An 11,772-nucleotide genomic window follows, 5' to 3' on the forward strand; every position below is an offset into this window, starting at 1 on the left:
TCCCCCTTCGGTTCGCGTGATGTGATCGAGCCTCCCAATCGGCGGCGATGAGGCGCTACCTTTTCTGTAGCGGCATGCGTTGTGCCGCCTGGAGGAACTGATGCGCAAACTGACTTACTTCGTCTCGGCCACCATCGACGGTTTCATCGCCACCGATGCCGGCTCGGTCGATTTCTTCCCGGTCGGGGGTGATCACGGGCCGGCGGTCATCGCGCAGTATCCCGAGACGCTGCCGACCAAGGTGCGTCAGGTGCTGGACGTCGACAAACCCTGCCAGAACTTCGACACCGTGATCATGGGCCGCAAGACCCACGACTTCGGCGTCCGCACGGGCACGTCCAGTCCGTACGCGCATCTGCGGCAGTTCGTGGTGTCGACCACGCTGCCGGAGAATCCGGCCCCGGACGTGGAGTTGATCGCCGCGGATCCGGTGGCCCGGGTGCGAGAACTCAAGCGGGAGAAGGGACTCGGCATCTGGCTGTGCGGCGGCGGGGAGCTCGCCCAGACCTTGATGCCGGAGATCGACCAGGTGTTCCTGAAGCTGTACCCGATCGTGCTGGGCCACGGCCGCCCGCTGTTCGGCACCGGCTCGCGACTGCCCGAACCCAGCCGGTTCCGGGTGATCACCAGCCGGGTGTTCGAGGACGGCGTGGCCTTCATCAAGTACGGGCGCGTGCGTTAGAGGATCGCGACGGCCACCACCAGGCCGATGGCGATGTGCCCGGCCGAGACCACCACGGACTCGATGCTGAACTCCGGATTCCGCAGCACCACGCCGATATCGATGCCGAGGGTGAATTCCAGGGCGCGGACCGCGATCACCTGCGCCACGATGCCGACCAGTCCGTAGACGGTGGTGGCGATCAGACCCTCGGCGAGCCGGCCGCCCTGGGCGAAGATGGCCAGCACCACGATCAAGGCGACGCTGATCATGGCCGCGGAGCTGATCACCACAGCATTGGGCAGACCCCGGGCCACCATGGAACGCAGCGGGCCCGGGGTGGTCCAGTCCACCACCTGGAAGCCGATCAGCAGCAGGGCCAGACCCAGCAGCGCGTAGAGCACGATCGCGCCGGCGCCGCGGCCGAGGGAGCTCCAATAGCCTGCTTCGAGCGCGAGAGCGGTGGTCATCGGTGATCCTCCGTCGTGAATCGAGCCGGTTTACTGAGGGATGCCGGTTTACTGAGGGATGCCGGTTTACTGAGGGATTCGGTGCGGGACGAACGTGGAGGTGTCGTCGGTGATGAGGCCGACGGTTTCGCGGATGCCCAGTCCCGCCGACGTGTCGCCCACGATCCACGCGCCCAAGACCGGTCGCATACCGTCGAATTCGGGCAGCGGGTCGAGCAGCTGGTAGACGTAGCCCTCCTCGCCGTAGACGCCGCCGGTCGCGGTTTCCATGCCCGCGCCGACGATGGTCATGTTCGCGCCCTCGCGGCCGAGTTTGGGTTTGCGAATGTACTCGGTGAGTTCGTGCGGGTCGTCGAGGTAGGCGGGCAGCAGGTTGGGGTGGCCGGGATACATCTCCCACAGCACGGCCAGGATCGCCTTGTTCGACAGCAGGGTCTTCCAGAGCGGTTCCAGCCACATGGTTTCCGGCAGGGAGGCCATGATGCGCTGACCGAATTCGTCGTCCAGCGCCCATTCCCAGGGGTAGAGCTTGAAGATGGCCTCGATGGGGGCCTCGGCCAGATCCACGAAACGGCCCAGCTCCGAATCGAATCCGACCTCCTCGATGGGCAGGGCGACGGTGTCGAAACCGGCCTCGGCGGCGGTCTCCTGCATGTAGGCGGTGGTGACGTTGTCCTCACCGGAGGCGTCGGCGCTCGACCAGCTGAAGTGCAGTTGACTGCCCGGCAGGGTGTCACGCAACTCGCCCCAGCGCTCGACCAGCTTCTCGTGCAAGGAGTTCCACTGGTCGTCGTCGGGGTGGGTGTCGGTGAGCCAGTGCCACTGCACGATCGCCGCCTCCAGCAGGGAGGTGGGGGTATCGGCGTTGTACTCCAGCAGTTTCGCCGGGCCGCGGCCGTCGTAGCGCAGATCGAAGCGGCCGTAGACGTGCGGGTCGGAGCGATGCCAGGACTTGGTGATGTGCTCCCAACTCCACTGCGGCAGACCGAAATCCGCGAAACGCTCGGTCAGCACCACCTGTTCGACGGCGTGCAGGCACATGGTGTGCAGCACCTCGACCTGTGCCTCCATGGCCAGGATCTCGTCCATGTCGAACTCGTAGTGCACCGATTCGTCCCAGTACGGGCGGGGCTGCCCGTTGGCGTACTGTCCCGGCGAGCCGTAGACCAGGCCCTGACCCTCGATGATCCGCTGCCAGCCCGGCCGCGGAGTGCTGCGAATCCGCCGCACTAAGAACCTCCACCCTTGCCGTGAACCTTCGCGCCCAGACCGCCGCGCTGAATGGTGCTGCCGCTCTTGGTTTTCACCGTCGCACCCGCGGGCGGCGAGATGCTGCCCCCGCTGGGCGCGTGCCCGATGGTGCCGGTGCCGCCGTAGTAGTAACGGTAGGAATGCCCGGCCAGGAAGAAGAAGCCCGGATGAATACCGCCGTCGCCGTGATCGGTCGCGTCGGAGCAGTAATTGTCCGGGACCACGATCTCCTGATTGTCCTGAGTAGCGGTGACGCTCTGACCCGGCCCCGTGGGCACCGTCTCCCCCTGTTTGGCCACCACCGTGCAGTAGGCGGTCACCTCCGGCCCGTTCCACGCCTCGGCGGCCAGATACCCACCACCCACCAACGCCGCGATGCCCACCACCGCGGCCCCGCCGATGAGCACGCGCTTCTTCTTGCGCCGCTTGGCTTCCGCCGCCTCGGCTTCCGCGCGCTCCTTCTCCTCGGCCCGCCGCCGCGCCTTCTCCCGCGCCCGCGCCTCCGCCACCGTCGGCGGCCGAGGCTGCGTGATCCCAGCCTCCTGCGTAGTCATCCGCCCCCGTCTCGGCGCCCGCGGCTCCCGGGCCTCCGAAGGGTCTGCGGGCTCCGCGAACGGCGGCGGATCCTGCGGATACGGCGACGGCCCACCCAGCACGAACCCAGCCGTACCGAGCAGCGGCACCTCCCCGGGCCGCCCGAAAGCGCCTGACCCGCCATGAGATTCACCGGCCAGCGGATGCCGCACATGCTGCGCCCCGCCCGCACCGGCCCCAGCCCCGCCACCCGATTCGGCCGCGACCTGCGACTCACCCCCGGCTTCGCCTGCACCAGCACCGGATTCGACCGGCAGCGCGACCGTCGGCTGCGGCCCAGCCGGCAACGGCAGCGTCGGATTCGGGCCCGCGCCCGGGCTAGCCTCGTCCTCCGGGTAGGGGGGCACTCCATGGTGCTCGAACTTCGTGGAACCGCCGGGCGCGCCGGCCGGATCGGAGTTCCCCGTGCCGCCGGAACTGGCTGCGCTGGAGCTGGATTCGGTGGGCAGGGCGCGGGTCGGTTCGGAGTCGGGGCGGGCGGGGGCGGCCTGGGCGGTCGGCTCCGGGTCCTCCGGGTATGGGGGGAGGGGGTGGTGTTCGGGGGTGGGGGATTCGGGGCGGGGTGCGGGGTCGGGGGCGGGGTGGTCCGGGGGGTTGGGACCGGTGGGGTGGTCAGTGGGCATCGTCGACTCCGTGGGCTTGCCGCGCGCTAGCGTTCTTCGAATCCTGTCATGCCGCCCTGGGCGGGGTTCCAGTCTTCCACCACCAGGTTTACCCGGCCCGGTGTTGTACCGGAACGTAGCAGGTCGAGGAGGGTTTCGCAGCGTTCGCGGGGGCCTTCGGCGACCACGTGCACGCGGCCGTCGCGGTGGTTGCGGGCGTAGCCGGTCAGGCCCAGTTCCAGGGCGCGGGAGCGGGTCCACCAGCGGAAGCCGACGCCCTGCACGTCACCGTGGACCCAGGCGCTGAGCCGGACCGGGGCTGCGCTCATGCCGCGACGCTCATTCCTCGACGCGGAAGGTCAGGTTGACCACGGTGCCCGCCTTCAGCGTGCGCCCGACCGTGCACACCTTGTCGACGGCGCGCTGGGCGGCGACCAGCAGCCGCTGGCGGGATTCGGCATCGAGTTCGGACAGGTCGAGCTCGAATTCCTCGGTGAGCTCCGGGTACACCTCGTTCTCGCGGTCGGCGTCACCCGCGACGTGCACGGTGGCGTCGAAGTTGTCACCGAGGCGACGCGAGAGGGTGAAGTCGGCGCTGAGTCCGGTGCAGCCCGCGAGCGCGATCTTGAGCAGCTCGCCCGGCGTGAACGCGCCCGGCACGCCCGCGGACGCGATGAGCACCTCACCGCCGCGATTGTTGCGACCGGTGTAGGCGCGGGTGCCGGTGCGTTCGGCCCACAGCTTCACCGGTTCGGCGGACTGATCGGCGGCGGTCGGCGTGGCGGCGGTCTGTTCGGACATAGGAAGATCCTCCCATTGGGTCACCCGGGACAACCATTCGGTTGCCGATCCTTCGGAACACCGATGCCGTCAGCGGAATTCCGACATCCGCGCCGGGGTGATCTCGCTCAGGTCGCCGGCGACGAACGCGGCCAGCGCGAGGGCGTCGGGGGCGGGCGGGTACTTGGAATGCGGGACCGCGATCACCGTCATGCCCGCCGCGTGCGCCGCGCGCAAACCGTTGCTGGAGTCCTCGATCGCCACGCAGCGATCGGGCTCGATACCCAGCCGGGCGGCGGCCTCGAGATAGCCCATGTGGTCGAGCACTACATCGATGAGCCGGCGCGGCGACGAACTGGCCAGCCCCAGGGTGTAGGACTCGGCGCAACTGCGGACCGTCTCGACCGCGTCCGGCATGAGCGGCAGCTGCTCGGCGTAGCGGGCGGCCATGCGCGCGATGACATCCGAGGCCACCTCGTCGGGCGTGCGGCGGCCGTCGATCAGCTTGCGGCTGGTGTATTCGGACCATTCGGCGGTGCTCATCCCCATGAACCGGTCCTGGGTATCGGGCAGCCAGCGGCCGTCCAGTTCGTCGACGTAGGCGCGTCGGACCTCCTCCCAGATGGGTTCGGTGTCGATGAGCACACCGTCCATGTCGAACACGATCGCGGCAATGGGCATGGCGTCCATGGTGGTTCATGGCCGCGCGGTGACGCGGCACGGGGTACCGCCGGGTCGCTGACGCGATGTCCACTGAATGAGAACTTCGTCCGGAATCCTGCCGCGGCGCGCGGCCCCGGTTTAGCGTCGGGAGCGAAAGACGCGGACCCGCAAGTGAATCCCGAGGTGCAAGGTGAGCACGGTCGCCGACATCTACGATCCGCAGCTCTACGTGGCCGGACCGATCCACGAGATCTTCGCCGAGCTGCGGCGCTCCGATCCGGTGCACTGGCAGGACATGCCGGGCGAACCCGGCTACTGGGCGATCCTCAAGCACGCCGACGTCGCGCACGTCGCCCGCAATCCGCAACTGTTCTCCGCCGAGCAGCAGGGCGTGATCCTGGAGAACCAGCCTCCCGAACGCCTCGAACAGACCCGCAACATGCTGCTCATGATGGACCCGCCCCGCCACACCGAATACCGCCGGCCGCTGGCCGAACACTTCAAGGCCCGGGTCATCGGCGAACTCGAGGACCGCGTCCGCGCGCTGACCCGCACCCTGCTCGACGGTGTCGAGGGCGAGGTCGAATTCGTGCACGGGGTGGCGGGTGTGCTGCCCAGTCAGGTGGTCGGCGGCATGTTCGGCATTCCGGCCGAGGACTGGCCGAGCATCCGGCGCTGGGCCGAACAGTCGGTGAGCCAGCAGGATCCGGAACTCGTCGGCGATTTCGACGTGCGAGCCGAACTGACCACTATGGCCGTCTACGCCATCCAGTTCTCCATGGCCCGCCGCGCCGCACCGCCGCGCGCGGACCTCACCTCGCTCATCCTGGCCGGGGCGTTCGGCGGAAAACCCATGTCGGACTTGGAGTTCGGCAGCTTCTTCACCCAACTGGTGACCGCCGGCAACGACACCACCAAGACCATGCTGTCCTCGGGACTGGAGTTGCTGCTCGCGCATCCCGACCAGCTGCGTGCGCTGCGCGAGAATCCGGCGCTGATTCCCGGTGCGGTGGAAGAGATCCTGCGCTACGCCAACCCGCTGCACTACTTCCGCCGCACCGCCACCGCCGACACCGAGATCCGCGGGGTGCCGATCAAGGCGGGCGACAAGGTGGCCATGTGGTACACCTCGGCCAATCGCGACGAGGACGTCTTCGCCGATCCCCAGTCCTTCGATATTCGTCGCAACCCCAACCCGCACCTGTCGTTCGGTCTGGCGCAGCACTTCTGCCTGGGCGTGCACCTGGCGCGGCTGGAGGGCCGGGTGTTCTTCGAGGAGCTGCTGGCCCGCTTCCGGGATATCGAGCAGACCGGGCAATCCCGGCGCATCCGTTCGAATCTGAACAATGGCCTCAAGTCGTTGCCGGTGCGGTTGTCGCGGTAAGTTCGCGCGGCCATCACCGCGCCGCCGCCCGGCCGTTACCCGCGCCCGCAACTCTTTCCGGGATCTCGGCACCCCGATTCGGGGGAGCCGGAGGCGTGGAAACGGAGTATGTGAGTGCGTGGAACGGTTTACCGGCTGGCGGCGGCCGGTGCGTGTGCGGTGCTGGGGCTGACGGTCGCCGGATGCGGCAGTGGTGGTGACAAGGCCGGGCACGACGAGCATGTGCTGCTGCTGTCGATCGACGGCATGCACCAGTCGGATCTGGCCGATTATGTGGCGGCGCACCAGGATTCGGCGCTGGCGAAGCTGGCCGCGCGTGGCGCGCAGTACACCGGCGCGCAGGTGCTCGCCCCCGCCGACTCCTTCCCCGGCATCATGGCCATGATCACCGGCGGCGGCCCGAAGACCACCGGCGTCTACTACGACGACACCTGGGCGCGCGATCTGCTGCCCGCCGGCACCAAGGACTGCGCCACCGCCGCCAAGGGCGCGCAGGTGCCGTTGACCGAGGAGATCGACAAGAAGACCGAGGATCTCGACGGCGGCCAGGGCCTGACCGGGCTGCCCGACGGCATCTCGGCCATGACCGACGATCCGAGCACGGTGCTGGATCCGGCCAAGCTGCCGGTGAATCCCGTGACCTGCAAGCCGATTTCGCCGTCGGACTATCTGAAGGTCAACACCGTGTTCTCGGTCGTGCACGCGGCCGGGCAGCGCACCGCCTGGTCGGACAAGCATCCGGCGTACCAGATCATGAACGGCAAGGGCGGCCGCTCGATCGACGACCTGTTCACCCCGGAGATCGACAGCAATTCGCCCCAGGGCGCGGCCTGGACCAAGGACGCCGAGCAGACCCAGCGCTACGACACCTACAAGGCCGACGCGGTGGTCAACGAGATCGCCGGCAAGGATCACTCCGGCGCCAAGCAGGTCGGTGTGCCCGCGGTGTTCGGCATGAACTTCCAGGCCGTGTCGGTGACGCAGAAGCTGCCCGCCTCCAAGGGGTACGGCGTGGACGGGAAACCCAGTGCGCTGCTGGCGAGTTCGCTGGATTTCGTGGATCGCCAGATCGGCCGGTTCGTGGCCGCGCTGGACCAGGCGGGGCTCAGCGGTAAGACCACCATCGTGGTGACGGCCAAGCACGGGCAGTCGCCGATCAAACCGGACGCGCTGACGCGGGTGGACGACAAGCCGATCATCGACGGCATCGACGCCGAGTGGGCGGCTACCCACCCGCAGACCCCGAAGCTGATCGCGCACTCCATCGACGATGCCGCCATCCTGTGGTGGCTGGCCGACCGCTCACCCGAGGCGGTCGCCTTCGCCAAGCGAAAGCTGCTGGCGGCCAATGGAACCGGCACCGACATCAACGGCAACCCGAAGCCCTTCACCGCCTCCGGTGTGGACACCGCACAGGTGTACGCCGGCGCCGACGCGCTCACCTACTTCGGCGCCTCCGCCGACGACCCGCGCGTTCCGGACCTGTTCGCCGGCACGAACGGCACCGTTTACACCGCCGGTAAATCCAAGATCGCCGAGCACGGCGGCACCAGCCCCGACGACCGCCACGTCCCGCTGCTCCTCGTCGGCTCCGGCATCTCGAAGCACGAAGTCCCCCAACAGGTCTCGCTCACCCAGCTGGCCCCCACCATCCTGGACCGCCTCGGCCTGGACCCCCAGCAACTCGACGCCGTGAAATCCGAACACACGGCGACCCTGCCGAGCTGACCGGGGTCCAACCCGGGTCAGGGAGCTCTTCGCGCGGATTCTGTCCGATTCGGCAGCGAGAGAGCTCCCTGACCACTCGGGAGCCCCTAACTCCCATCCCGGCTCCGGCGTGGACGAGCTCCGTCATTCCGGCGTGCTTGTGGCCGGAATCCAACGCGGCGGTGTGGATGCCGGCCAAAGCACGCCGGGATGACTAGGGGGGTCTACGCCGGGATGGGGTTCACGCCTGGAAGCGGTAGCCCATGCCCGCCTCGGTGAGGAGGTGTTTGGGCTGGGAGGGGTCGTCTTCGAGTTTGCGGCGGAGCTGGGCGAGATAGACGCGCAGGTAATGGGTTTCGGTGGCGTAGGAAGGGCCCCAGACTTCGCGCAGGAGTTCGCGGCGGCCGACGAGTTTGCCCCTGTTGCGGACCAGCATTTCCAGCACGCCCCATTCGGTGGGGGTGAGGTGGACGTCGTGGCCGTGCCGGATGACCTTCTTGGCGGTGAGATCGACGGTGAAGGAGGCGGTTTCGATGATGGGTTCGGCGGTTTCGGCGGTATTGGCGGAGCGGCGCACGGCGGCGCGCAGCCGCGCCAGCAGCTCGTCCATGCCGAAGGGTTTGGTGACGTAGTCGTCGGCGCCGGCGTCGAGCGCCTCCACCTTGTCGGAGGAGTCGGTGCGCGCCGACAGCACGATCACCGGCGCGGTGGACCAGCCGCGCAATCCGGCCAGCACCTCGATGCCGTCCATATCGGGCAGGCCGAGGTCGAGGATGATGACGTCGGGGTGCTTCTCGGCGGCGGCGCGCAGGGCGGCCGCGCCATTGGACGCGGTGGTCACCTCGTAGCCGCGGACCGACAGGTTGATGCGCAGGGCGCGCAGGATCTGTGGTTCGTCATCGACCACAAGCACTTTGGTCGGCGCTGCCGCCGCGTTCGTCACCCGTTCTCCTCTGCCGTGCCCGCCGGGTCCTCGCCCGCGGGCAGATCGATCACCATGGTCAAACCGCCGCCGGGGGTGGGCTCCGCGTGCACGGTGCCGCCCATGGCGTCCACGAAACCCCGGACCACCGACAGGCCCAGGCCCACACCGGTCGAATTATCCCGGTCCCCGAGCCGCTGGAACGGCTCGAACAACTGATCCTCCAGCCCGGTCGGTACACCCGGTCCGGTATCGACCACCGTAATGGCCACCCGCGTCCCGACCTGCTCCGCCGCGACGCGCACCGCCGAATCCCTGGGGGAGTAGCGGGCCGCGTTGTCGATGAGGTTGGCCAGCACCCGCTCCAGCAGCCCGGGATCGGCGCGCACCGAGATGGTGTCGACATCGACCTTCACCCGGTCCATGGTGGTGCGGCGCATGCCGCGGGTGCCCATGCCCATGAGCGCGTGGTGCACCACCTCGTCGAGGTAGATCTTGCGCACCTGGGGTTTGATCACGCCGACCGCCAGGCGGGAGGAATCGAGCAGGTTGCCGACCAGCGCGGTCAGCTGATCCACGGATTCCTCGATGGTTTCCAGCAATTCGGCGGTGTCCTCGGGTGAGAACTCCACGTCCTCGCTGCGCAGGCTGGACACCGCCGCCTTGGCCGCCGCCAGCGGCGTGCGCAGGTCGTGGCTGACCGCCGAGAGCAGCGCGCGGCGCAGCTTGTCGGCCTCCATGACCGCCTGGGCGGCGCTGGCCTCCTCCTGCAGTTGCGTCTGATGGACCAGTCCCGCGGCCTGATTGGCGACCGCTCCCAGCACGAGGCGGTCTCCGGAGTTCACGGCACGCCCGCGCAGTAGCAGCCAGTGGATGTCATCGCCTGCCTCCAATGCGGTGAGGGAGTCATCGACCTGGGTCGGCGGGTCCTCGCCCGCCGACGCGACCACCCCGTCATCGGTGACCAGGCTGACCGCTTCTTGGCCATAGGTCTCGCGGGCGCGCTCGAGCAGATCCTGCAGATCCGCGCCGTGCAGCACCGAGCCCGCGAACAGCGCGAGCAGTTCGGCTTGCCGAGAGGCCTTGCGCGCCTCGCGGGTTCGTTTGGCGGCCACGTCCACCAGCGCCGCCACCGCGACCGCCACGAACAGCAGCACCACGATGGTCAGGAAGTTGTCGAGCTGGGCGATGGTCAGGCTGTAGCGGGGTTCGGTGAAGAACCAGTTCAGCAGGACACCCGACAGAATCGCCGACAGGGCCGCCGGGGCCACGCCGCCCAGCAGCGCCACCGCGATGACGCCGATGAAGAACAGCGCGCTCTCGCCGCTGAGGTCGAGCAGGCGATCGAGCCAGAAGTAGATGACGGCGCAGATCAGCGACGGCACCACGACCGCCGCCGACCAGGAGCCGATCTTGCGTTCGCCCCTGGTGAGCGAGGACCAGCGCAACTTGCCGCCCTTGTTGGATTCCTCGTGGGTCACCATGTGCACGTCGATCTTGCCGGACTCCTGCACCACGGTGGCGCCGATGCCCTCGTCGAGCATGCGCGCCCAGCGCGAGCGCCGCGAGGTGCCCAGCACCAGCTGGGTGGCGTTGACCTGGCGCGCGAAATCCAGCAGCGCCGAGGGCACGTCCTCACCGGTGACGGTGTGCAGGCTGGCGTCGAGGCTGGTGGCCAGATCGCGCAGTCGGCCCAGCCGCTGCGCCGACACCCCTGCCAGGCCGTCACCGCGCACGATGTGCAGCACGATCAGCTCCGCACTGGATTTGGCGGCGATGCGGCTGGCGCGGCGCACGATGGTCTCGGATTCCGGGCCGCCGGTCACGGCCACCACGACGCGTTCGCGCGCCTCCCAGGTGGTGGTGATCTTGTGGTCGGCACGGTATTTGGCGAGCGCGGCGTCGACCTGGTCGGCCAGCCACAGCAGCGCCAGCTCGCGCAGCGCGGTCAGGTTGCCGGGGCGGAAGTAGTTGCGCAGCGCGGCGTCGACCTTCTCGGCCGCGTACACGTTGCCGTGGGACATCCTGCGCCGCAAGGCTTCCGGCGTGATGTCGACCAGCTCCACCTGGTCGGCGGAGCGAACCACCCAGTCCGGCACGGTTTCTCGCTGCACCACCCCGGTGATCTGCTCTACCACGTCGTTGAGGCTCTCGAGGTGCTGCACATTGACCGTGGACACCACGTCGATGCCCGCGTCCAGCAGTTCCTGCACGTCCTGCCAGCGCTTCTCGTGCTTGCTGCCCGGAATGTTGGTGTGCGCCAATTCGTCGACCAGCACCACCGCCGGTCGCCGCCGCAGCACCGCCTCGACATCCAACTCGGGCATGCTGGTGCCGCGATACTCGATCAGCTTGGGTGGGATGCGCTCGATCCCGCCGAGCATCTCGGCGGTCTTGCTGCGGCCGTGGGTCTCCACCACGGCCGCCACCACATCGCGTCCGCGCTCCAGCCGCCGATGCGCTTCCGAGAGCATCGAATAGGTCTTGCCCACGCCGGGGGCCGCGCCGAGGTAGATGCGTAGTTGGCCGCGTTTCACTCGTCCATCATCGCGCGGGGTGCGCGGATGCCCTGCTGCGCCGTGCGGGCGGGTTCCCGGTGGTCCGCGGCGGCGGCCAGGGCGCGCAGCGCCAGCGCGCATCCGAGGAACCCGAAGATCACCATCAGGGTGACGGCGAGGTGCGGCACGGCTTCTCCTTACATAGGCCGGTGTGATCGGTGCCCGGCCGTCGGGGTGAAA

12 protein-coding genes are annotated in these 11,772 nt (G+C 68.6%); 3 read left to right on the plus strand and 9 right to left on the minus strand.

Annotated features, from left to right (window positions below):
- Positions 1-100 precede the first annotated feature (100 nt).
- Positions 101-682: a dihydrofolate reductase family protein gene (locus D7D52_RS16435; protein ID WP_120744166.1), complete on the plus strand. Its 582-nt coding sequence runs from the start codon at positions 101-103 to the stop codon at positions 680-682.
- On the opposite strand, the gene D7D52_RS16440 is transcribed toward D7D52_RS16435, so the two are convergent.
- The 6 genes from D7D52_RS16440 to D7D52_RS16465 all read right to left on the minus strand — a co-directional run bounded on the left by D7D52_RS16440 (position 679) and on the right by D7D52_RS16465 (position 5,039).
- Positions 679-1,131, minus strand: a complete 453-nt coding sequence (locus tag D7D52_RS16440; protein ID WP_120737454.1) for a DUF350 domain-containing protein — start codon at positions 1,129-1,131, stop codon at positions 679-681. The genes D7D52_RS16435 and D7D52_RS16440 overlap by 4 nt on opposite strands.
- Positions 1,132-1,197: 66 nt before the next feature.
- Entirely contained in the window at positions 1,198-2,361 is a 1,164-nt protein-coding gene (locus tag D7D52_RS16445) for a glutathionylspermidine synthase family protein (protein ID WP_120737456.1), read from the minus strand.
- Positions 2,361-3,599, minus strand: coding sequence for a hypothetical protein (locus D7D52_RS39185; protein WP_246023895.1), 1,239 nt, complete (start codon positions 3,597-3,599; stop codon positions 2,361-2,363). Before D7D52_RS39185 ends, D7D52_RS16445 begins: the two co-directional genes overlap by 1 nt.
- A gap of 26 nt (positions 3,600-3,625) precedes the next feature.
- A complete protein-coding gene (locus D7D52_RS16455; protein ID WP_120737460.1) occupies positions 3,626-3,907 on the minus strand; it encodes an acylphosphatase in 282 nt (93 codons plus the stop codon).
- 10 nt (positions 3,908-3,917) lie between these two features.
- On the minus strand, positions 3,918-4,379 hold the full coding sequence (locus D7D52_RS16460) for an OsmC family protein (protein ID WP_120744167.1): 462 nt from the start codon (positions 4,377-4,379) through the stop codon (positions 3,918-3,920).
- 69 nt (positions 4,380-4,448) lie between these two features.
- Complete coding sequence (locus D7D52_RS16465) at positions 4,449-5,039, minus strand: HAD family hydrolase (RefSeq protein ID WP_120744168.1); 591 nt, start codon at positions 5,037-5,039, stop codon at positions 4,449-4,451.
- A gap of 172 nt (positions 5,040-5,211) precedes the next feature.
- Here D7D52_RS16465 and D7D52_RS16470 point away from each other — a divergent pair, with 172 nt between their 5' ends.
- Together D7D52_RS16470 and D7D52_RS16475 are read left to right on the plus strand one after the other, a co-directional pair.
- A complete protein-coding gene (locus tag D7D52_RS16470; protein WP_222932834.1) occupies positions 5,212-6,405 on the plus strand; it encodes a cytochrome P450 in 1,194 nt (397 codons plus the stop codon).
- Positions 6,406-6,519: 114 nt separating this feature from the next.
- Positions 6,520-8,133 carry an alkaline phosphatase family protein gene (locus D7D52_RS16475; protein WP_120737462.1) on the plus strand — a complete coding sequence of 538 codons (1,614 nt, stop codon included), beginning with the start codon at positions 6,520-6,522 and terminating at the stop codon, positions 8,131-8,133.
- 220 nt (positions 8,134-8,353) lie between these two features.
- Here the strand turns inward: D7D52_RS16475 and D7D52_RS16480 are convergent, their stop codons facing one another.
- From D7D52_RS16480 to D7D52_RS39190, 3 genes are read right to left on the minus strand one after another with little or no spacing between them, the layout of a single operon-like run.
- Complete coding sequence (locus D7D52_RS16480) at positions 8,354-9,055, minus strand: response regulator (protein ID WP_120737464.1); 702 nt, start codon at positions 9,053-9,055, stop codon at positions 8,354-8,356.
- Entirely contained in the window at positions 9,052-11,571 is a 2,520-nt protein-coding gene (locus D7D52_RS16485) for a sensor histidine kinase (protein ID WP_246023896.1), read from the minus strand. Before D7D52_RS16485 ends, D7D52_RS16480 begins: the two co-directional genes overlap by 4 nt.
- Positions 11,568-11,720 carry a hypothetical protein gene (locus D7D52_RS39190; protein WP_246023897.1) on the minus strand — a complete coding sequence of 51 codons (153 nt, stop codon included), beginning with the start codon at positions 11,718-11,720 and terminating at the stop codon, positions 11,568-11,570. Before D7D52_RS39190 ends, D7D52_RS16485 begins: the two co-directional genes overlap by 4 nt.
- Positions 11,721-11,772: the final 52 nt, after the last annotated feature.

The organism is Nocardia yunnanensis, from assembly GCF_003626895.1.
GTDB classification, from domain to species: Bacteria; Actinomycetota; Actinomycetes; order Mycobacteriales; family Mycobacteriaceae; genus Nocardia; species Nocardia yunnanensis.